This window comes from Bradyrhizobium retamae (genome assembly GCF_001440415.1).
Lineage (GTDB): Bacteria > Pseudomonadota > Alphaproteobacteria > Rhizobiales > Xanthobacteraceae > Bradyrhizobium > Bradyrhizobium retamae.
In genome coordinates this window covers 169244-189682 of the sequence record NZ_LLYA01000214.1, presented here as the reverse complement: position 1 = coordinate 189682, position 20439 = coordinate 169244, and the positions used below count along the sequence as shown (strand labels likewise).

General features: G+C 60.6%; 19 protein-coding genes. 13 read left to right on the top strand and 6 right to left on the bottom strand.

Annotation, left to right across the window (positions count from 1 at the left end):
• The first annotated feature begins 87 nt into the window (after positions 1-87).
• The 5 genes from CQ13_RS37635 (at position 88) to CQ13_RS37615 (ending at position 6069) form a co-directional block, all read left to right on the top strand.
• Positions 88-1371, top strand: coding sequence for a cystathionine gamma-synthase family protein (locus CQ13_RS37635; protein WP_057847797.1), 1284 nt, complete (start codon positions 88-90; stop codon positions 1369-1371).
• Between the two features lie 98 nt (positions 1372-1469).
• Positions 1470-2558, top strand: coding sequence for a mandelate racemase/muconate lactonizing enzyme family protein (locus CQ13_RS37630; RefSeq protein ID WP_057847796.1), 1089 nt, complete (start codon positions 1470-1472; stop codon positions 2556-2558).
• A 416-nt stretch (positions 2559-2974) separates the two neighbouring features.
• Complete coding sequence (locus CQ13_RS37625; RefSeq protein ID WP_057847795.1) at positions 2975-3427, top strand: (2Fe-2S)-binding protein; 453 nt, start codon at positions 2975-2977, stop codon at positions 3425-3427.
• 2 nt (positions 3428-3429) lie between these two features.
• Entirely contained in the window at positions 3430-5748 is a 2319-nt protein-coding gene (locus CQ13_RS37620; RefSeq protein WP_057847854.1) for a xanthine dehydrogenase family protein molybdopterin-binding subunit, read from the top strand.
• A gap of 57 nt (positions 5749-5805) precedes the next feature.
• Positions 5806-6069, top strand: a complete 264-nt coding sequence (locus CQ13_RS37615; protein ID WP_057847794.1) for a hypothetical protein — start codon at positions 5806-5808, stop codon at positions 6067-6069.
• 72 nt (positions 6070-6141) lie between these two features.
• Here the strand turns inward: CQ13_RS37615 and CQ13_RS37610 are convergent, their stop codons facing one another.
• Positions 6142-7869, bottom strand: a complete 1728-nt coding sequence (locus CQ13_RS37610; RefSeq protein ID WP_057847793.1) for a methanol/ethanol family PQQ-dependent dehydrogenase — start codon at positions 7867-7869, stop codon at positions 6142-6144.
• A gap of 66 nt (positions 7870-7935) precedes the next feature.
• A complete protein-coding gene (locus tag CQ13_RS37605; RefSeq protein WP_082637884.1) occupies positions 7936-8529 on the bottom strand; it encodes a QcrA and Rieske domain-containing protein in 594 nt (197 codons plus the stop codon).
• 394 nt (positions 8530-8923) lie between these two features.
• On the opposite strand from CQ13_RS37605, the gene CQ13_RS44015 reads away from it, so the two are divergent.
• Positions 8924-9145, top strand: a complete 222-nt coding sequence (locus CQ13_RS44015) for a hypothetical protein (protein WP_156434146.1) — start codon at positions 8924-8926, stop codon at positions 9143-9145.
• Between the two features lie 810 nt (positions 9146-9955).
• On the opposite strand, the gene CQ13_RS37590 is transcribed toward CQ13_RS44015, so the two are convergent.
• Both CQ13_RS37590 and CQ13_RS44010 read right to left on the bottom strand, forming a co-directional pair.
• Complete coding sequence (locus CQ13_RS37590; protein ID WP_057847789.1) at positions 9956-10825, bottom strand: c-type cytochrome; 870 nt, start codon at positions 10823-10825, stop codon at positions 9956-9958.
• Between the two features lie 71 nt (positions 10826-10896).
• Positions 10897-11043 (bottom strand): hypothetical protein, encoded by a 147-nt coding sequence (locus CQ13_RS44010; RefSeq protein ID WP_156434145.1) that lies wholly within the window; start codon positions 11041-11043, stop codon positions 10897-10899.
• A 301-nt stretch (positions 11044-11344) separates the two neighbouring features.
• On the opposite strand from CQ13_RS44010, the gene CQ13_RS37585 reads away from it, so the two are divergent.
• On the top strand, positions 11345-12655 hold the full coding sequence (locus tag CQ13_RS37585) for an ABC transporter substrate-binding protein (protein WP_057847788.1): 1311 nt from the start codon (positions 11345-11347) through the stop codon (positions 12653-12655).
• Between the two features lie 159 nt (positions 12656-12814).
• Here the strand turns inward: CQ13_RS37585 and CQ13_RS37580 are convergent, their stop codons facing one another.
• Together CQ13_RS37580 and CQ13_RS37575 are read right to left on the bottom strand one after the other, a co-directional pair.
• A complete protein-coding gene (locus CQ13_RS37580) occupies positions 12815-13984 on the bottom strand; it encodes a Gfo/Idh/MocA family protein (RefSeq protein ID WP_057847787.1) in 1170 nt (389 codons plus the stop codon).
• A 183-nt stretch (positions 13985-14167) separates the two neighbouring features.
• Positions 14168-14788, bottom strand: a complete 621-nt coding sequence (locus CQ13_RS37575) for a DUF6766 family protein (protein WP_245309590.1) — start codon at positions 14786-14788, stop codon at positions 14168-14170.
• Between the two features lie 101 nt (positions 14789-14889).
• On the opposite strand from CQ13_RS37575, the gene CQ13_RS47480 reads away from it, so the two are divergent.
• The 6 genes from CQ13_RS47480 to CQ13_RS37550 are packed head-to-tail and all read left to right on the top strand — an operon-like array spanning position 14890 to position 20425.
• Complete coding sequence (locus CQ13_RS47480) at positions 14890-15423, top strand: cytochrome c oxidase assembly protein (protein WP_082637883.1); 534 nt, start codon at positions 14890-14892, stop codon at positions 15421-15423.
• Positions 15424-15425: 2 nt separating this feature from the next.
• A complete protein-coding gene (locus CQ13_RS37565) occupies positions 15426-16403 on the top strand; it encodes a c-type cytochrome (protein ID WP_057847784.1) in 978 nt (325 codons plus the stop codon).
• Positions 16327-16554 (top strand): c-type cytochrome, encoded by a 228-nt coding sequence (locus CQ13_RS47475; RefSeq protein WP_082637882.1) that lies wholly within the window; start codon positions 16327-16329, stop codon positions 16552-16554. Before CQ13_RS37565 ends, CQ13_RS47475 begins: the two co-directional genes overlap by 77 nt.
• Positions 16555-16592: 38 nt before the next feature.
• Positions 16593-17555, top strand: coding sequence for a cytochrome c oxidase subunit II (gene coxB, locus CQ13_RS37560; protein WP_057847783.1), 963 nt, complete (start codon positions 16593-16595; stop codon positions 17553-17555).
• Positions 17556-20078 (top strand): cytochrome c oxidase subunit I, encoded by a 2523-nt coding sequence (gene ctaD, locus CQ13_RS37555; protein WP_057847782.1) that lies wholly within the window; start codon positions 17556-17558, stop codon positions 20076-20078.
• Positions 20075-20425 (top strand): hypothetical protein, encoded by a 351-nt coding sequence (locus CQ13_RS37550; RefSeq protein WP_057847781.1) that lies wholly within the window; start codon positions 20075-20077, stop codon positions 20423-20425. The genes ctaD and CQ13_RS37550 overlap by 4 nt, the downstream gene beginning before the upstream one ends.
• The last annotated feature ends 14 nt before the right edge of the window (positions 20426-20439 follow it).

Genomic DNA, 20439 nt, shown 5'->3' with positions numbered 1-20439 from the left:
GCGATCGCATCCATCACTCCTGATCGCCTCGCGATTGCGTCCCACGAACGCAGTGCGAAGTTCCGCATCCCGACAGGGAGACAGCCTATGGTGAAACCGTTTCCGTCGAAAACCCACATCGGCAACCACATGCTGCATCCGGAAACGCTGATGCTGAACTACGGCTACGATCCGCAATTGTCGGAAGGAGCCGTCAAACCACCGGTCTTCCTGACCTCGACCTTCGTCTTCAGGACCGCCGAAGACGGACAGGACTTCTTCGATTACGTTGCGGGCCGCCGCGAGCCGCCCGAGGGGATGGGCGCTGGTCTGGTTTACTCGCGGTTCAATCACCCTAACAGCGAGATCGTTGAGGACAGGTTGTCAGTGTACGAGCGCGCCGAGAATTGCGCGCTGTTCTCTTCGGGCATGGCCGCGATTTCGACCACAATCCTGGCCTTCGTCCGCCCTGGCGACGTCATTCTGCACTCTCAGCCACTGTATGGCGGGACGGAGACCCTGTTTGCGAAGACGCTTGCGAACCTCTCCATCGGCGCGGTGGGCTTCTCCGACGGCATTGACGAAGCGGCGGTCAGAGCGGCAGCGGGCGACGCCATGCGCAAAGGCCGGCTTGCGATGATTTTCATTGAGACTCCGGCCAATCCAACCAATGGCCTGGTCGACATAGCGATGGTCCGCCGGATCGCCGAGATGATCGGCCAAACCCAGGGGAGTACGCCGATCATCGCGTGTGATAACACGTTGCTCGGACCGGTGTTTCAAAGACCGATCGAACACGGTGCGGATCTTTCGCTGTACTCGCTGACCAAATATATCGGCGGTCATTCCGACTTGATTGCAGGCGCTGCGCTCGGCTCAAAGGCGCTGATGAAAGACGTTAAAGCCTTGCGAGGCGCGATTGGCACCCAACTGGACCCCCATTCTTGCTGGATGATCAGCCGGTCGCTTGAAACATTGGGCATGCGCATGGAGAAGGCTGACGCAAACGCGCGCCTCGTCGCAGATTACCTGCGCGACCACCCAAAAGTGGCCAAGGTCCATTACCTCGGTCACCACGATGAGGCGTCCCCCGCCGGCCGCTTATTTGCGAGGCAATGCACCGGTGCGGGCTCCACATTCTCCTTCGACATCGTCGGCGGCCAAGCCGCCGCATTCAAATTCCTGAACGCGCTGCAGATCTTCAAGCTGGCCGTGAGCCTGGGCGGCACCGAGTCGCTCGCCAGCCTGCCTGCAAGCATGACCCACTCCGGCGTTCCGGCTGCCATCCGCCAAAAAATAGGCGTTCTCGATTGCACGATCCGGCTGTCGATCGGCATCGAGCACCCATCCGATCTGATCGCTGATATCGCGCAGGCCCTGAACGCGACTTAGCCGCACGTGGGAGGTGGTTCCCGCCTCAGCGCGCAGCAAGCAATTGCTCTGCCGACAAGATCGATTTAGCGTGCAATGAAAAACCGGGTGGAAACACAATGGCGCGTATCAAGACAACCGAGGCCGGACTCTACCGGATCCCCCTGCCCGTCACTCTCTCCGACAGCACGCACGGCGAACTCAAAGCCTTCGAACTGGTGACATGCCGTGTCCGCGATTCCGACGGGGCCGAAGGTGTCGGCTATACATACACCGTCGGCCGCAATGGCGGCGCGATTGCCGACATCCTCAAGCGGGAGATCCCCGAACTGATCGAGGGCCGCGAGGCCGATGACACCGAAGCCATCTGGCATCACGTCTGGTGGAGCCTGCATTACGGCGGGCGTGGCGGACCGCCGGTACTTGCGCTCTCGGCGCTCGACATCGCCCTGTGGGACCTGAAGTCGCGTCGCGCCAACCTGCCGCTGTTTCGCATGTTAGGCGGCTTCGACGCCCGCGTACCCTGCTACGCCGGCGGCATCGACCTCGATCTGTCCATCGAGCAGCTTTTGAAGCAAACCGACGACAATCTCGCCAAGGGCTTTCGCGCCATCAAGATGAAGGTGGGCCGCCCCGATCTCGCATCCGACGTCGCACGCGTACAGGCGATGCGCCAACATCTTGGCAACGGCTTTCCCCTGATGGCGGATGCCAACATGAAATGGACGGTCGAGGAAGCCATCCGCGCGGCGCGCGCGCTGCAACCCTACGATCTCACGTGGCTCGAAGAGCCGATCATTCCCGACGATATTGCCGGTCACGCCCGCATCATGGCTGCCGGCGGCGTCCCGATCGCGGCCGGCGAAAACCTGCGCTCGCTCTGGGAGTTCAAGAACTATATCGTGGCCGGCGCGGTGTCCTATCCGGAGCCCGACGTCACCAATTGCGGCGGAGTTACAGCCTTTATGAAGATCGCCCGGCTGGCGGAAGCGTTCAATCTACCGGTGACCAGCCACGGCGCACATGACGTTACCGTGCATTTGCTCGCGGCGTGTCCGAACCGCTCCTATCTCGAAGCGCACGGATTTGGGCTCGATAGTTGCATCGAGCACCCGCTTGTCCTCCAGGAAGGCATGGCATTGGCGCCGACGCGGCCCGGCCATGGAATCACATTCGACTGGAAAGGGTTGGCGCAGCTCGCAAGCTAGCGGGAGAGCCTGGCGGGCGGCGTAGTGCTGATCGCACCGGTCTGCCGCGAACATTTGCAAAGCGGGTTTGCATGACGGCCGCCGGGAAAGGTTGGCAGTCAGTGAGCGGCAGCCCAGCTTTCGTCCCAATAGAGTGCAAAGACAACACGTTGTGAATTCGATCCGGCGTGCTTTCTGATAGCGTCCTCACGGCGCCCGTCTCGCCGCGCTGTCCTGTAACACGACGAATGTTTAGGCAGGAGGATGCCCCACCAAAATTCAAAGCAAATCGTACAATTCAGCCAGCGGTTGCCAAGCAAGGCCGGCTCTCCGGCCACGCGATCAAACTCGTAAAGCAACGGCGTTGAGCGGTTAGGAAATATGTTCTCGCTCACGCCGAAGAAAACTCAGCAGCTTATGAAGAGCGAGGAACGATCATGATCAAGATGAAGATCAATAGCCAGGAGCATAGCTGGGACGGCGACCCGGACCTTCCATTACTCTGGTTTCTCCGCGATGAGGCCGGCTTGACGGGCACGAAATATGGCTGCGGCCAGGCGCTTTGCGGCGCCTGCACCGTCATTGTCGACAAGCAGGCCGTTCGCGCCTGCATCACCTCGGTGTCCGACGTGGTCGGCCGGGAAGTCACCACCATCGAAGGCCTTCATCCGACCGGGGATCACGCGGTCCAGAAGGCCTGGCGTCAGCTTAATGTTCCGCAATGCGGCTTTTGCCAGGTCGGCCAGATCATGCAGGCGGCCGCACTGCTGATGGAAAATCCGAAACCCACGCACGATCAGATACGCGAGGCGATGGCGGGCAATATCTGCCGTTGCGGCACGTACCAGCGCATTGAAAACGCCGTGCATCTGGCATCGACGGGGGTGTGATCATGAATATCCTCACCAATCCCAAAAAGCTTCGTGGTTTTGAGCGCCATATCAAGATCGACAACGTCTCCCGTCGCAGTATCCTCAAGGGCCTCGGGCTGGCCGGCGGCTTTGTACTCGCGGCGCCGGTGATGTCACGCCCAGGCTTTGCCGCGTACCAGACCGGCGCGGACAAGATGCCGCACGGTACCGTGGTGGACCCGCGCGTATTCGTTTCTATCGCCTCCGACGGAACAGTGACAATCGTCGCGCACCGCGCCGAGATGGGAACGGGTGTCCGCACCAGCCTGCCAATGATCGTCGCCGAAGAGATGGAAGCCGACTGGTCGCGTGTTCGCGTCCAGCAGGCGCCTGGCGACGAGGTCAAGTTCGGCAACCAGGATACCGACGGATCGCGCAGCACGCGGCATTACCTGATGCCAATGCGCCAGATCGGCGCCTCGGCCCGCACAATGCTCGAAACAGCCGCGGCGAAACGCTGGGGCGTGCCGGCAACCGAAGTGAAGGCCGTCAATCACGAGGTCGTCCATAATGCAAGCGGACGCCGAATTGGCTTCGGAGACTTGGCGGCCGATGCCGCCAAGGGGTCGGTGCCGAGTGTCGAAGGCCTGAAGCTGAAAGATCCGAAGGACTTCCGCTATCTCGGCAAGGGCGCGATCGGCATCGTCGATCTTCGCGACATCACGGTGGGCACTGCGCGTTACGGCGCCGATGTCCGCCTGCCCGGCATGAAGTATGCCGTCATTGCCCGGCCGCCGGTGACCGGCGGCAAGGTCGTGTCGTTCGAGGGGTCGGAAGCGATGAAGGTTTCCGGCGTCGAGAAGGTTATGGAGGTCAAGGGCTGGCCGTGGCCCTCAAAATTCCAGCCACTCGGCGGGGTCGCCGTAATCGCGCGCAACACCGGCGCGGCCATCAAGGGACGTGACGCGTTGAAGATCGTCTGGGATGACGGGGCAAACGGCAAATACGATTCGGTCGCCTACCGGGCTCAGCTCGAGGGAGCAGCGCGCAAGCCCGGCCTGGTCGTGCGCAAGGAAGGCGACGTGGACGCCGCCTTGAAGAGCGCCGACAAGGTGATCGTGGGTGAGTACTACCTGCCGCATCATGCCCACGTCGCCATGGAGCCGCCGGTCGCGGTTGCGGACGTCAAGGGCGACAGGGCCGAGATCTGGGCACCGGTGCAAAGCGCGGGCGGAACGCGCGAAGACGTCGCCAAAACGCTTGGCATTCCCCAGGAGAACGTCACCGTCAACGTTACCCTGCTCGGCGGCGGATTTGGGCGCAAGTCGAAATGCGATTTCGCCCTCGAAGCCGCCCTGCTTTCCAAGGAGCTCGGCGCGCCGGTCAAGGTGCAATGGACGCGGGAAGACGACATTCGCAATGGCTTCCTGCACACCGTCTCGGTCGAACGTATCGAGGCCGGCCTCGACAAGAGCGGCAAGGTGACCGCCTGGCGGCATCGCAGCGTCGCGCCGAGCATCGCCTCGACATTTGCCGCCGGTGCGCTGCATCAGGCGCCGTTCGAACTCGGCATGGGACTGGTCGACATGCCCTTCGAGATCGCCAACGTCCAGTGCGAAAATCCGGAAGCGGCCGCGTATACCCGCATCGGCTGGTTCCGCTCGGTATCGAACATTCCCCGCGCGTTTGCGGTGCAGTCCATGGTCGCTGAAATCGCCCATGCCACCAACCGCGATCAAAAGGACATGCTGCTGGAGCTGATCGGCTCTCCGCGGATCGTTAAGCTCGATTCCGTGAAAGACCTCTGGAACTATGGCGAGCCCTACGACAGTTATCCGATCGATAGAGCTCGTCTTCGGAAAGTGGTCGAGCTCGTCGCGGACAAGGGCGGCTGGGGGCGGTCCGTGCCCAAGGGCCACGGGCTCGGCATTGCCGTGCACCGCAGCTTCGTCAGCTATATCGCGACCATTGTCGAGGTAGCCATCGACGATAAGGGCAAGCTCACCGTGCCCCGCGTGGACACCGCGATCGATTGCGGAACCTACGTCAATCCGGAGCGGATCCAGGCGCAGATGGAAGGCGCTGTGATCATGGGCATGAGCTTCGCCAAAACTGGCGAGATCACTTTCAAGGACGGCAAGGTACAACAGGGCAATTTCGACGATTTCCCGGTGCTGCGGATCGACGAATCCCCTGCCGTGACCAACGTCTATATCGTGCCTCCCGGACCCGACACCCCGCCCAGCGGCGTCGGTGAGCCGGGCGTGCCGCCCGTTGCGCCGGCGCTGATCAACGCGATCTTTGCCGCGACCGGCAAGCGTATCCGCGCACTGCCGATCGGCAAGCAATTGGAGGCGTAATAAGGAACGTTAGACCGAACGAACCGTTTCCCCCTGGTCTGAGAGGAGTTCAGACCGATGAAACCCAACTCAACGGTGCTCGCAGTTTCGCTATTGTCGAGCATGCTTCTATTGAATGCCCAGGCGGCGACCGCTCAAACGGCATCGCCGCCGAGCACCACCGCAACGCGGCCGGCGACGACACCGCCGGGGCAAACCTCCGTTCCAAGCGAGAGCCCGCCGGCCACGACGACGCAGACCACCGGCGAAGCCAGTCGCGATCCGATGATCAAGCAAATGAACGAAGACGAAAAGCGGAAGGTCGAAACCAAGGGCAAGTAAGCCAAATTGAAAGCGGCGGACCCTCGTCCGCCGCTTTTTTCTTGCCGCTCCGTTGCCGTCTCTCTCTGGCAGTTACTTCTTGAGGGCAAATACCCAGACGACGCCGCCCTGCGGCACGTTGTTCTCGATACCGATGTTATTGGTCGTCAGGGCGTCCTGGATGCGCTGGGCGTCTACGCCCCAGCCGGACTGGATGGCGATGTACTGTGTCCCGTCCACTTCGTACGCGACCGGCATGCCCATGATGCCGGAATTGGTCTTCTGCTCCCAAAGCAGTTCGCCTGTCTTGGCATGAAAGGCGCGGAACATCCGGTCGTTTGTACCTCCGACAAAGATCAGGTCGCCCGCGGTCGCCGTCACCGAACCAAACAGGTGCGATCTGGGGAAAAGATGCGACCAGACCTTCTTTCCCGTGGCCGGATCCCACGCCTGCAGTTCACCAAAATGAGTAGCCCCGGCGCGAACCTTCAGACCGATATCTTCGGGCTTGGTCCCGAGCCAAAGCTGACCGGGAACCAACGGCACCTTCTCGCCGGTAAAGCCGCCACAGAAATTCTCGTTGGCGGGAATGTAGACAAGGCGGGTCTTCGGACTATAGGCCGCTGATGGCCAATCCTTGCCCCCCCATAACGACGGACAGAACTCAACCCGCTTGCCAATAACCGGTTTGTGAGCCGGATCGACGATCGGCTTGCCAGTCTCGGGCTCAATGCCCTTCCAGACGTCGGTATAGACATAAGGCCAGCCGGCTACATACTTGATGCTATCCGGCTTGCGCTCGAGCACCCAGAAGATCGCGTTGCGTCCCGGATGGATGAGGCTCTTGAAGATGCGACCATCCCTGTGCAGGTCGATCAGCATTGGCGCATCCACCTCGTCCCAATCCCAGGAATCGTTCTGATGGTACTGGAAATAGGTCTTGATCTTGCCGCTATCCGGGTCGAGCGCTAGCACCGAGGTTGTGTAAAGATTGTCGCCGGGGTGAGTATCTCCCGGCCAAGGTGCGGCGTTGCCGGTGCCCCAGTAAATGGTCCTGGTGTCGGGATCGTAGTTTCCCGTCATCCACGCAGAGCCACCACCCGTTTTCCAGTCGTCGCCGCTCCACGTCTCGTGGCCGGGTTCACCTGGGCCGGGAATTGTGAAGGTCCGCCACAATTCTTTGCCGTTATTGGCGTCATACGCGACGATATAGCCCCGCACGCCGAATTCACCGCCGGCGGCACCGACGATAACCTTTCCGTCGACAATCAATGGCATCAGGGTCAGGTACTGACCCTTCTTGTAGTCCTGGACTTTGGTATCCCACAGGACTTTGCCGGTTTTGGCATCGAGCGCGACCACATGGTCATCCGTTGTAGCCAGGTACAGCTTGTCTTGCCACAATCCCACCCCGCGGTTGGTCGGGTGCAATTGGAAGAGATCGTCGGGGAGCTGGCGTTTGTAACGCCAGTACTCATCGCCTGTCTTGGCGTTGAGGGCGATCACCTGGCCCTGTGGGGTCGCAACGAACATCACGCCATTGTTTACGATCGGCGGAGCCTCGTGCCCCTCAATCACGCCGGTCGAGAAGGTCCACACCGGTACCAGATCTTTCACGTTCGAGGTGTTGATCTGGTCGAGCGGGCTGTATCCCTGTCCGTCATAGGTTCGGCGATAGAGCATCCAATTGCCGGGTTCCGGGTTCTTCAAGCGGTCGGCTGTCACTGGAGTGTATTTCTCAATCGGGCCGGCGATGGCAGTGATTGAAAACAGGCACGTGGACGCGACAAAGCTCGACAATAGCCATTGCTTCATGGTCATAGATGCTACCTCCCTGTTTGTTCTCTTCATCTTTTTTAGTTGTGCGGCATCTGATGCGGGCGGCCGTTACCCTCCTTGCTGTGCTCCTACCTTTCCAATGAATGTTCCAATGACGGTGAGCGAACCGTCGGCCGCCGCCAGGGGAAGTGCCGCAAGGCGCCGCGGCGCCGGACCGAACACCACTTGCGCGCTTTGCCGGGGGTCGAACTCGGAATTATGGCAAACGCACTTCAGGACGTCCTTGTCGCCCTGCGCTGCCTTCCCCCACGCCGTGATGGGGCACCCGGCGTGGGAACAAATTACCGAATAGGCAACGATTCCGTCAGCCGACCGCGCGCGCGTGTCGTCATCAAGTTCCGCCGGATCAAGCTTTACGACCACCACCTCATTCAACCTCGAGCCCTTTCGGATCACCGAGGTCTTGGGATCCTTTGGCCAAGCGCGCACGAACGGTCCGCCGGGTGTTAGATCCTGCGGCTTGATCACTTCACCCGCGTGATCCCCTTCGGCGAACACCAGGACGTCGGCTTTTTGAGGTCGCAGGTCGCTGCCAGGGGCGTCCTCCTCGGCAGCGGCCGATCGGGCCGCCGATGCGTGCACCGCAGTGGCGAGAGCGGTCAGGATGATTGTGCGCCGAGTCTGATCTGAAGGCGATGACATTTTCGTCTCGCTTTCTGCACTGATGCCATCGGGCGATGGTGTAGTGCGTGAGTGGATTCAGATATCACAAACTGAAAGGCCGAACCCGGCCAAAAAGAGGCAGCGGACAAATTGTCACGTGCGGCCTCCACCTTTTCTATGAAGGTCTATCTGACGCAATTGCAGCAAATTGCATCACGCTCGTTTCAGGCACTGCGCGAGGTCCGCCCGAGAGCCGCGTCCTGGGACGCCTCGCTGGCACGTTGCCGCTGCGGGTGCGGGACCTTGGTCTCGTCCCACCCGGTCAGATTCCGAGGCAGCCTACAAGATCGACCTGCCCCACGCGCAGCGCCGTCTGCGCAATTGAAGGGTCGCTCCTCGCCAGCAGTAGCGTTGCCATTGCTACGTGACGCCCATGAATGAACTTCCCGCGGCGTCGCCCGGTCGTTGCCCTGAACGCGCGGTGGAAGTGGCCTTCGGAGAGCTGTGCGAGATCGGCAAGTTCGGCAATCCGTATCGTCGAGCTCAAACGCGTGTCGATGAAGTCGGTGACGCCCCGCAACCGCTATGCCGGCAGGTTCAATCGACGTATCCTTCACTTTCGCGCCACCGTAGCGGCGTGCAAGGTACAGAATGAGCGCGAGGCTCTTGCCGACCGTCAGGGCGCTTTCCTTGCGCAGCTTGAGGCGGCGCTTCAGCGAGATGTTCACAATTCTCCCGGGAAACCATCGCTGTCTCGCGCGTTGTGCGGAGGGAAACTATAGGAGGATAGCTCATGCGAACCTCAATTTTCGCCATGACGGTCGCTTTTGGAACCGCCATCGCCGTGCCGGCACTAGCTCAGCAGTCGACGGCGCCTGGCCAGCAGCAGATGCAATCTGACAAACAGATGCAGGAGGAAGCGGATAAAGGCGTCAAGACCCGCGACTCCGGAGAATCCGGATTTGTGGGGCAACAGGAAAGGCCGGGTGCTTCCGCGCATCCGCCCGGGCAACCTAGCACTCAGACAACGACGGGCCCTGGAGCTGGGACGAGTGGCGACCGGAGTTCGGAGCCTAGCGGCACTCCGCGCTAGCTCTGAGTTTCAGCACGCGACGGTGCACACGACGGCCGGCTTCGCCGTTTCCGTTGCAGGCGCGAGCGTAGCTGGCCTCGAAGGGTACACGGCTCTCACACTGGGCCATCGTCCTTCGAGAGGCTCCTTGCGGTCTTCCCAGGGATGACGGAAGGAGATTTGGGGTGACCGCCTTTATTGCCTCTGCTCCTACGACTCCGCGGCACGCGAAATGCACGATGATCGGCGCAATTGCTTAAGGAGCAGAGCAAGTTGAAGCGAACCGAACCGGTCACGGCTCAGCCGGCCCGTGGCAGGTCTGCAAGAGCCGACGACGCATGTCGGCGGGGCGACCACATCCTCATCGAACCGTAGTCGAGTTTCGCAATTTACTTAGCGTTTGCCGCTTCCGCCTTCGGTTGCTCGGCTCTTCCTACCCGCCATGTGACTCAAATACGCCAAGATCAGCCCGAGTTCCTCATCGCTCAGGTCCTCTTTGGCAAAGCTGGGCATCCGCTGCTCGGGCCAAACCCGAACCGAGCGAGGATCTCGGATCAGCGCGCGCAAACCGGCATCAGTGAAGTACTCCGTCGGGTTCATCGGCAAATTCAGATCGGGGCCAGCCGACGCCGATCCTGCCTGGTTCATCTTATGACAAATGAAGCATTTGTTCACAAAGACGGTTTGCCCCACTCGCGCCGGATGAAGCGCAGGGAGCATGGGATCAACCGTGAGCAAGGGCCACCGCGTGGCTGGCGCTTCTTGCACCGACAAACTCACAACTTGGTAGGGCCACTTCATGCTTGGGACGGATGACGCTTGATCGCCGAGCCATACGATATAGAAGGGGCCGGCGCTCTTCTCCTTACCTGGAATAGGCGGCCACGGCGCGTCGGCGATTTCGATTGCCAAATACGCGATTGCGCCGTGGTTGGCGTAGATCAGATCGCGGGGAAGTTGCGTCAGGAAGCCGTCTTGCGATGCCGCTTCCACCACGGCATCGGGCGGAATGGCAACTCCTTCAAGTAATTTCGCGAGCGCCACGGCGCGATACGTCCGAGGACTACCGTATGCGACATCACGCGACGTGGTTATCTCAACGACGTCCGTGCGGGCAAGCAGCGCGTCCCGATCGAAGATACGGACGGCGCCATCGGCTGACACCGTCAACGTCGGACCGGCTGCCCAAACCGATGTTGGCGTTGTGAAGGCAACCAGCGAGAAAGCTAACGCGACAGCGAGCGCGGTTATCGTTGTAGGCATATCCGAAGCGTCCCTCGACGCGCTGCCATGGTAGGGACCTATATTCCCAACTCCTCACGCTTGGTTCAAATTTATAAGCTGCCGCCGAGCACCACCGCAACGCGGCCGGCGACGGCATCGCCGGGGCAAACCTCCGTTCCAAGCGACAGCCCGCCGGCCACGACAACTATGAACGACGACGAAAAGCGGAAGGTCGAGACCAAAGGCAAATAAGCCAACCATGCTGAGCTCCGCTGGACCGGCCCTGGATCGAGGCCGGAGGCTCACACCAGCATCGTGTTAGTGAGCAGCGGACCTTCGCGGATGCAACTTTATCTCTGCGGTCCGGCTGCACACCTGCCCCTCAGACTTTAGTCGGTGAGCCCTGCCCTCGCGCCCGCCCGACCACACGTTTGCGCTGCGATAGCGCCCCATGACGAGCATGCGCGCAGGTTGACTTCTCGCCGCATTCTCCAAATACTTGAATGAAAATCGGAAGAACCAGTCCCGGCGATAATAATAATTCAGTGGGAGGAGACGATGCCGACTTCACGCAGAACACTGCTGAAGACTTCTGCGGCGGCCGCCGCTGCCTTCACTTTCGATTGGACCCGCGCGCAGGCACAAGCCGAAACGGTACGCATCGGCCTGATCTACGACTTGACCGGTCCCTTTGCCGCGGGCGGGTCGGTCGCCTCCTCGATCGGCGCGCAGATTGCCATCGATCTCGTCAACGAGAAGGGCGGCATCGGCGGCAAGTACAAGGTTGTCCCTGTCGCTGCCGATTCCCAGAGCAAGCCGGATGTGGCGATCAATGAGGCCAATCGCCTGATCGACCAGGAGAAGATCGACATCATCAACGGTGTCTACGCGAGTTCGCACGCGGTTCCGCTCTCGGCCAAGGTCGAACAGCAGAAGAAGATTCTCTGGATCACGACTGCGGTTTCGACCGCCGTGTTCAAGGACAAGAACCTGCAATACGTCTTCCGCGCACAGATTCATTCCGACCAGTATGGCCAGGCCTTTGCTAGCTTCATCAGCGAGCACGCCAAAGCCAAGCTCGGCATGGAGCCCAAAGACGTCAAGGTCGCGCTGATTCACGAGGATGGCCCTTACGGGGTCGGGGTCGCCGTGGCCGACGAAGCCTATGCGAAGGAAGCCGGCCTGCAAGTCGTGCTCAAGGAAGGCTATTCTGCGTCCGCCCCCGACCTCTCGGTGCTGGTGACCAAGATCAAGCGCGCCCGGGCTGATGTGATTTCCCATGCCGGATACAATCCGGACATCACTCTGTTCCTGCGGCAAGCGCGCGAGAACGGCCTCAAGTTCAAGATGCTGTTTGGCGCCGGCGCAGGCTACAGCCAGCTCGACAAGTTGCGCGCGACCTTCGGCGCGGACATTGACAATTTCTGCAACATCGATCCGGTGCCGGCGCAATTGCTCGATCCCTCGAAACTCGCGCCCGGGATCGGCGATCTCACCAAGGTCATGGTCGCCCGCTACAAGGAAAAAACCAGCGCGACCGACATTCCGCCGCATTGCTCGATGGGTTTCAACCAGACCTGGATCCTGCTCAACAACGTGCTGCCGGTGGCAAAGGAGAAATATGGCGGCTTCGATCCAGAAGCGGTTCGCAAGGCGGCGCTCGACGTGGACATCCCGCCGGGCGGCACAATCCAGGGCTACGGCGTGAAATTCTATCGGCCCGGCACACCGCTTTCCGGCCAGAACGAGCGCTCGACGCCGGTCGTGATGCAAAATGCCGGCGAGCATATCTCGGTGGTCTGGCCCACCAATATCAGGACGCGGGATCCAGTGTTCCCGCTGCCGAAGTCATCGGTCTACGCGGCGTAGAGCGTTCGGGGCTTCATCCTTCGAGACGCGCGCGTTGCGCGCTCCTCAGGGTGAGGTCTCGCATCGCGCAAGCTCCCAGACCCCAATGGTGAGGAGCCGCGAAACGGCGTCTCGAACCACGTGGCCAGACACGCCACGATCGGATCATTCGCCAGCGGCTCACAGCGTGACACGCCGTCCTTCCTCGGCCGCCCAATAGCCGGCGTAGTTGACTTTGATAGTCTCGAAGGCCAGCGCCAGATCGGAGAGCGGTTGCCGGCCGCTGACGACGCACTCCATGAAGTCCTGGATTTCCTGCGTATAGCCGCGCGTCCATTCCTCCTCGAGGCAGACATATTGCCAGCCGGTCTTGCGGTCGACCTTTTCAGTGATGTAGATGCCGGCGAGCTTCTCCTCGCTGGTCTGGTAGCTCATCATGTGGGTGTTCGGTGTGATGTTGGCGAACAGCGAGCCGCCGCTGGTATAGGTCTCGATCAGGTTGCGGACGCCACCCATGATCATGTCGGCGGAAAACACCGTCGCCTTGGTGCCGTCGGAGAAGGTTACCGTGAGCATGCCCCAATCCTCGACGTCGACCGGATTGGCCTTGATGTAGGTGCGCTCCTCCGGTTTGAGGATAGCCGTGACGTTGCCGACGTCACACGTCACGCTCGCAACGTCGATCGTCTCGCCGCGAGCGTTCGCCTCAACCTGCTTGAGATAAAGCACCGCTGAGAGCGGATGGCATCCCATCCGGATCAGCGAGCCACCGCCGGTCATCGCCCATTGCGCGGCGTGCGCCGCGTGCGAGCCGGAGTGGCTCTCCTCCCCCTTCATGAACAGGATTTTGTCTTTCGTGGCCTTGAGGATCTCGGCGGTCTTGGTCACCGCCGGCGCGTAAATCCAGTCCTCCGCATACATGAAGAGCTTGCCGGTCCTGTTGATCGCCGCACGGGTCTTCGCCATTTCGTCCAGCACGCGCTCATACATTAGTGCCTTCGGCACGTGCTTGCCGATCGGCGCCTCGTCACCATCTCGACCGAAATAGCCGGAGAACGGCTTTTCGCAGATAACGTGTTTGCCGGCCTGCATCGCATCGACAATCATTGAAGTGTGCAAGTTGGGCGGCGTGCAGATGTCGATCACATCGAGCTCGCCGTCGGCGATCAGATCGCCAAAGCTGCGGTACACCGCCGGGATCTGGTGACGATTGGCAAACTCGAGGACATAACTGCCCCTCGCCGCAACAGCCCTGACTTCGACATCCACGCCGTAAACGCGCCGATAGGCGTGCATGTGCAACTCGGACACGAAGCCGCAGCCGGCCAGACCGATCCTGATTTTCGCCATTGCGGATACATCCCGGTTGTCGTCGATCAGGATCGTACAACAGGGAATCAGGGCGAGTCACTCTCGTCGGGAGCGATGCCGCCTCACATGAATCGGCCCGCGTCTGAGCCGATACGCTCAGCGATACTATATCGGTACGCGAGCTCGACATACGCTAAAACGTGCGATCGCTCGACGGCGGGCTCAGCTATGTCGGCGCTCCAGCATCCGTACAAAGCGGGCGTCCGTATGACGCCCTTCATACTCGTCGTCGATATCCTTCAGCAGGCTGTCGCCTTTCTTCGGCTCCACAGCAAGCAATATAGCGTCGATCTTGGCCTCGATCCGGTCGTCGCCCTCCTTGGATTGCGGCGAGCCGACGTGCAACAGAATGGCCAGGCCCGCGACCTGCCAAAGCAACTGCAAGAACTCAGATTGCCAATTCTCCAGCGTGTCGCGCATCATCTGCACGGTGTAGTCGCCGATTTCCGCTGGCTGCTGCAGAGCAAGCTGCTCGTTCGCGTAGGAATACCAACCGAATATCCAGTGACCGGTCAGCGTGATCAGAAATAGGGCCAAAGTGACCCAGGCGAAGCCGTACCGCGTCCAGATCGATTTCCGCGTCATGCACATGCTCCTGTTTCGCGTCTGCGAACCATGAACGGCGCATCTTTCAATGCCGTTTTGTTCTGTAGGTTCCTTCAGGCGCCGTCCAGCGCCAACAGCGCCGAGGGGGAACATCTTTGGGAACCCGGACTTGATGTTTGGTGCCCGTTGAGGGCGATAAGCCAGGCCGTTGAACGTCCGGATGACCAGTCCCGCCATCGCGAGCGCTACTGCCGTTCTCTTGACTGGGGCGGCGGTGCTTTTGGTTTACGATCTTGGTCATTTCTCGACCCATATGGTGCTGCATGTCGCATCGATGAATCATCGCGCCCTCGGTCGCCGCGCTGATCGTTACTCGCCGGCACATCGGCGGCACCCGACCGATCTGGCTTTGGGCCGCGACTTTCCTCCAGATTGTTCTGCTCTGGACGTGGCATTCCCCCGCGGTCCATCACCTTCTCCTCCAGTCTCCGGCGGCTGGTTTGACGTTCCACGCAACTCTATTGCTAGCTGCGCTCTTCTTCTGGTTGTCCCTGCTGACAACTTCCGCCGCATCGCGGTGGCAGACAATTCCGGCGCTCCTGATTACTGGAAAACTGACATGTCTGCTTGCGGCGCTGCTCATCTTCGCGCCGAGAACACTCTATAGGTTCTCAGGCCATCTTGCTGACGCTCCTGGACATGTCTCATTGCATCACGCGCTGGAGGATCAACATCTAGCCGGCCTGCTCATGATCACAGCCTGTCCACTCAGCTATCTGGTCGCGGCCGTGATCATCACCGTGCAGTTAATAACACGCGCGGAAATGTCCGCGGCTCCCATGCCGGACGGCAGGCTCCCCATCGGCCGCTAGCGATGCCCCTTGTTTCACGCCCACGCCTGATACGAACCATCCGTTTCATTCTCTATGGCCTGATCGCAATCGCGCTCGGCGGCTTGCTCTTCGCATGGTCCGGTCTTTACAGCGTTGCGGCAAGTCGGGGCCACTTCGCGCTGACCAACGCCATTCTTACATTCGGAATGCGTAATTCCGTAAAGACTCATGCGCTTGGCATCGAGGCGCCGCAAACCTACAGCGACGATCTCTCGGCACTCGGCGCCGCTCATTTTCACAATGGGTGCGCTTATTGCCACGGCGCACCAGGCGTTCCGATCGATCCGATCGCGCAAAGCATGTTGCCTCCTCCACCTGACCTTTCGAAGGCGGTGCCGGATTGGCGCGATCGGGAGCTGTTCTGGATTGTCAAACATGGGATCAAGTACACCGGCATGCCGGCCTGGGTTGCGGCGCAGCGCGACGACGAGGTATGGGCGATAGTCGCATTTCTCAGGCGACTGCCCACGCTTGATGCGGCGGGCTATCGCGAACTAGCGCTTGGCGGCTTATCAATCCGACCGCAGATTGGGAGAGAGATCGCCACCACTGAGGATACGTCCGGGGCGATGAGCGCCTGCGCGCGTTGTCATGGTGCGGACGGCCGCGGACCCAAGAGCCACCTGGTACCGGTGCTGCACGGCCAGCCCGCCGAGTTTCTGATTGCGGCGCTGGAAGACTTCGCCGCGGGCCGCCGTGCGAGCGGCATCATGCAGCCGGCGGCGAGCGGACTCTCCCCCGCCGAACGCGAGCGGGTAGCACGCTATTACGCGGGACTTGCTCGGCCGGGCGCGCCGAACCGATTGGAGAACGCTGCGGCCGTCGAGCGTGGGCGCGAACTCGCGACGCGGGGGGGATCCGAATGCAAAAATTCCTGCATGTATGGATTGCCACAACGCGTCGGCGCTCAACGTCTATCCGCGTCTCTCGGAACAGCATGCCGTCTACATCGTCAATAGGCTGCGGAATTGGAGGAAGGGAGTCACATCCTCCTCAGCAACCGATCCGATCATGGCGCCTATCGCGCGGTCTCTAAACGAGCAGCAGATCGACGATGTCGCGGCCTATTTTGCGTCGACAAGCGCGTCAGCTTCGAAAGAGAATAAATGATACGGGCCCGACCATTCTGGTACCTGCTCGGCGTCTCTATGCTTCTCGGCGGCTGTACCAGCGATGTCCAATCGGTGATGAATCCGAGCAGTCTCCAGGCAGTGCAGATCGCGGAAGTAGCCTGGTTTCTGTTCGGGCTCGGAACATTCGTGCTCGTCCTCGTGATCGTGACGTTGTTGCTAGCCATCCGCGGGCCATTGCGAATACGCCAAGCGGTGGCGCGAGAGAGCACCGTGATCTGGCTCGGCATCACATTTCCTGCCGTGACGCTGACGGTGCTTCTGGTCTATGGGGTTTGGGTGACGCGTTCGCACCTCAACCTGCCCCACGGTGGCAGCACCGTCAGCATCGAGGTGGTCGGAGAGCAATGGTGGTGGCGCGTCATGTACCACGCTCCTGCTGGTCCACAGATTGCCAGCGCCAATGAAATTCGTGTTCCGGTTGGATCTCCGGTCACCTTGAAGCTCAAGGCCGCTGACGTCATTCACAGTTTCTGGGTGCCGAGCCTTGGTGGAAAGGTTGACATGATCCCGGGGCGCACAACCCAATTGCAGCTCACTGTCGATCGCCCGGGGGTCTATCGCGGACAATGTGCCGAATATTGCGGCGGGCCTCACGCCCTCATGGCCATGGACGTTATCGCGATGTCTTCATCCGATTATGCGGCCTGGCTCCAGCGCGCGGCAGGGGTGCCCGCGACGCCTGAGACCGACATCGGCTTGCACGGAAGATCGATCTTCCTCGCGGCCGGCTGCGGCGCATGTCACACGGTGCGCGGCACCGCCGCCGCAGGCTTGGTCGGTCCGGATCTGACGCACATCGGCGCGAGACGCTCAGTCGGCATCGATACCCTGCCGCTGACCCGCGAAAACCTGATGCGCTTCATTGTCGATGGCCAGCACGTCAAACCCGGAAATTTGATGCCTGAGTTTCGCGTCCTGCAGCCACAGCAACTGGAGGCGCTTGCCCTCTACCTTCTGAGCCTCAAGGCAGCAGACTAGATGGTTGACGCAACCTCCCACCCAAACACATTACCCCGGCCAAGCGAGGAACTGGCTGAGCTCGAAGCAATATGGGCTTCGCCTAGAGGCTGGCGTATTGTCACTGACGTCAACAATACGGTGATCGGCCTTTTTTATACCGCTACTGCGGTTCTGTTCTTCCTGCTGGCGGGCATTCTCGCACTGCTAATGCGGCTTCAGCTCGCGGTGCCCAGCAATACTTTTCTCAGCCAGGAAGCCTACAATCAGATCTTCACGATGCATGGCACCGTGATGATGTTTCTGTTCGCCGTTCCCGTCGTCGAGGCAATGGGCATACTTTTGCTTCCCCAGATGCTCGGTGCGCGCGACCTGCCTTTTCCGCGACTCGGCGCTTATGCGTTCTGGGCCTATCTGGTCGGCGGACTGATCTTCTTCAGCACGTTATTCTTCGACCTCGCGCCATCGGGCGGCTGGTTCATGTATCCGCCGCTGACCAGTTCGCAGTTCTCGCCCGGACCGGGGGCGGACTTCTGGCTCCTGGGTATTGGATTTATCGAGATCTCAGCGATCGCCGGTGCGATAGAAATTATCGTCGGAGTGCTGCGCACCCGGGCACCCGGCATGACCCTCGACCAGATGCCGATGTTTGCGTGGACGATGCTGATCTTCGCCGGCATGATCGTCTTCGCATTCCCGGCCGTGATCCTGGCCACGCTGCTGCTCGAACTGGAACGCGCGTTCGACTGGCCTTTCTTCATCGCCGCGAGGGGCGGCGATGCGTTGCTATGGCAGCATCTTTTCTGGTTCTTCGGACATCCGGAAGTATACATCATTTTTCTGCCGGCTGCCGGCATGGTGTCGATGATCGTGCCGACCATGTGCGGTACACCACTTGTGGGCTATCGGCTTATCGTCGTGGCGCTGATCGCAACCGGCTTTTTCAGCTTCGGCCTGTGGGTCCACCACATGTTCACCACCGGAATTCCGGCGCTGTCGCTTAGTTTCTTTTCGGCCGCCAGTATGGCGGTGGCGCTACCCAGTGGAATTCAGGTTTTTGCGTGGATCGCGACAATCGCGTCAGGCCGCTTACGGTGGACAACGCCGTCCCTGTTCGTGTTGGGGTTCCTCTTGATTTTCAGCCTCGGCGGCCTCACTGGCGTAATGGTAGCGATGGTCCCGTTCGACTGGCAGGCGCACGACACCTACTTCGTTGTCGCGCATCTCCATTACGTACTGGTCGGCGGAATGGTGTTTCCGCTGTTCGCCGCATTTTACTACTGGGCGCCTGCATTCAGCCGTCTGGCACTGTCCGAGCGACTTGGAAAGTGGATCTTCTGGCTGATGTTCGCGGGCTTCAACGTCGCGTTCTTTCCGATGCACCTCACTGGCCTGATGGGGATGCCGCGGCGCGTCTATACCTATCCGGCAGTTATGCAATGGGACGTGTTGAACATGATCTCCACGATCGGCGCCTTTCTGCTCGCCGCCGGCATTGCCATGTTTCTGTTCGACACGATTCGAAGCCTGCGTCCCGCCATGTCGAAAACAGCTGGCAATATTTGGGGAGCAGCAACCCTCGAGTGGCTGCCTAATAATGTCTATGGGCTGCGCAGCATTCCGGCCGTAACCAGTGCATACCCGTTGTGGCATCATCCGCAGCTAGCCAGGGAGATCGAAGACGGACGGCATTTCTTGCCCGGCTCGATCACCGGTCTGCGCGAAACCATCGTCACCTCGCCCTTCGATGCGACGCCGCAATACCTGCTCCGCCTTCCCGGCCCAGGCTGGACGCCGTTATTCGCGGCGGTACTCACGGCTGCCTTCTTCATGCTGCTCACCGTCAAGGCGGTGGTACTTGCGCTGATCTGCGGGCTGCTCGGAATTGCGATGACTGTCGTGTGGATGTGGGGTACCGACTTGAAGCCGCTGCCATCTGTCGATATCGGAGCAAACCTCAAGCTCCCAACCTACGCAAACGGTTCATTGTCGCATGCCTGGTGGGCCATGATCGTCCTGTTATTGGTCGCCGGTTCGCTCTACCTCTCCTATGTGTTTTCCTACCTCTATTTGTGGACTGTCTCACCGCAGGTTTGGCCGAGGCTTTCAGCGCTTGTGCCGATCGCATACCCCATCGTATCGGCTTTGCTGCTTGTTTTTGGCAGCGCAACTCTCGAAATCGCCCGACGTGTTTTGCCCGGAAGGTCTCGCGGCAGTGGCGCTTTCGTAGGACTTGCGGGTCTTGCCGCGGCCGCGCTCACCGGCGCGCTGGTGATCGACGTGTTCGCGCAATGGCGGGCCGGGCTACGCCCGGAATCCGATGCCCATGGTGCGATGGTCTATATGGCCGCCTTCCTGCAGGGGCAGCTAGCCCTTGCGGTTCTGGCCATGACGGGATTTGCGATCGCGCGGAGCTTCGCTGGCCGCCTTGATCGGAAACGACGCGTGGTCTTCGACAATCTTGGCCTGCTATATCACTACACGGTCGGCCAAGGCCTGCTGGGGCTTCTCCTCGTGCACGGATTTCCGAGGCTTGCAGGATGAGTGACACTTTCAAGCCAGCACTTGGCGATCTTCTGCAGGTGCTTGCTCCGCCCCTTATCTGGTTTCTGCATCTGACCACCGTCTACGGCGCCGAAGCGCTGATCTGCATTGGACCAGCGGCCGCAGCGGCGACCATGATGACCTGGACGATTACTCTTGCCACTGCCGTAGCTTTAACCGCCCTGCTCCTGACGGCATGGACGCTCCATCGTGGTAATGCGCCGCACACCCAGAGCCTCGGCAGCTCTCGGTTCCTGCATGGCGTATCACACCTCCTGATCCTGCTTTCGCTTCTTGGGATCGCGTGGACGGTCCTGCCGACTATCTTCCTGCCCACTTGCGCATAGATTCCCAACGCGTT

What these genes read in the sequence shown, in the direction of transcription:
- CQ13_RS37635 (WP_057847797.1), top strand. Translation starts at nt 88, where the DNA reads ATGGTGAAACCGTTTCCGTCGAAAACCCACATCGGCAACCACATGCTG.
- CQ13_RS37630 (WP_057847796.1), top strand. Translation starts at nt 1,470, where the DNA reads ATGGCGCGTATCAAGACAACCGAGGCCGGACTCTACCGGATCCCCCTG.
- CQ13_RS37625 (WP_057847795.1), top strand. Translation starts at nt 2,975, where the DNA reads ATGATCAAGATGAAGATCAATAGCCAGGAGCATAGCTGGGACGGCGAC.
- CQ13_RS37620 (WP_057847854.1), top strand. Translation starts at nt 3,430, where the DNA reads ATGAATATCCTCACCAATCCCAAAAAGCTTCGTGGTTTTGAGCGCCAT.
- CQ13_RS37615 (WP_057847794.1), top strand. Translation starts at nt 5,806, where the DNA reads ATGAAACCCAACTCAACGGTGCTCGCAGTTTCGCTATTGTCGAGCATG.
- CQ13_RS37610 (WP_057847793.1), bottom strand. Translation starts at nt 7,869, where the DNA reads ATGACCATGAAGCAATGGCTATTGTCGAGCTTTGTCGCGTCCACGTGC.
- CQ13_RS37605 (WP_082637884.1), bottom strand. Translation starts at nt 8,529, where the DNA reads ATGTCATCGCCTTCAGATCAGACTCGGCGCACAATCATCCTGACCGCT.
- CQ13_RS44015 (WP_156434146.1), top strand. Translation starts at nt 8,924, where the DNA reads ATGAATGAACTTCCCGCGGCGTCGCCCGGTCGTTGCCCTGAACGCGCG.
- CQ13_RS37590 (WP_057847789.1), bottom strand. Translation starts at nt 10,825, where the DNA reads ATGCCTACAACGATAACCGCGCTCGCTGTCGCGTTAGCTTTCTCGCTG.
- CQ13_RS37585 (WP_057847788.1), top strand. Translation starts at nt 11,345, where the DNA reads ATGCCGACTTCACGCAGAACACTGCTGAAGACTTCTGCGGCGGCCGCC.
- CQ13_RS37580 (WP_057847787.1), bottom strand. Translation starts at nt 13,984, where the DNA reads ATGGCGAAAATCAGGATCGGTCTGGCCGGCTGCGGCTTCGTGTCCGAG.
- CQ13_RS37575 (WP_245309590.1), bottom strand. Translation starts at nt 14,788, where the DNA reads ATGGCGGGACTGGTCATCCGGACGTTCAACGGCCTGGCTTATCGCCCT.
- CQ13_RS37565 (WP_057847784.1), top strand. Translation starts at nt 15,426, where the DNA reads ATGCCCCTTGTTTCACGCCCACGCCTGATACGAACCATCCGTTTCATT.
- CQ13_RS47475 (WP_082637882.1), top strand. Translation starts at nt 16,327, where the DNA reads ATGGATTGCCACAACGCGTCGGCGCTCAACGTCTATCCGCGTCTCTCG.
- coxB (WP_057847783.1), top strand. Translation starts at nt 16,593, where the DNA reads ATGCTTCTCGGCGGCTGTACCAGCGATGTCCAATCGGTGATGAATCCG.
- ctaD (WP_057847782.1), top strand. Translation starts at nt 17,556, where the DNA reads ATGGTTGACGCAACCTCCCACCCAAACACATTACCCCGGCCAAGCGAG.
- CQ13_RS37550 (WP_057847781.1), top strand. Translation starts at nt 20,075, where the DNA reads ATGAGTGACACTTTCAAGCCAGCACTTGGCGATCTTCTGCAGGTGCTT.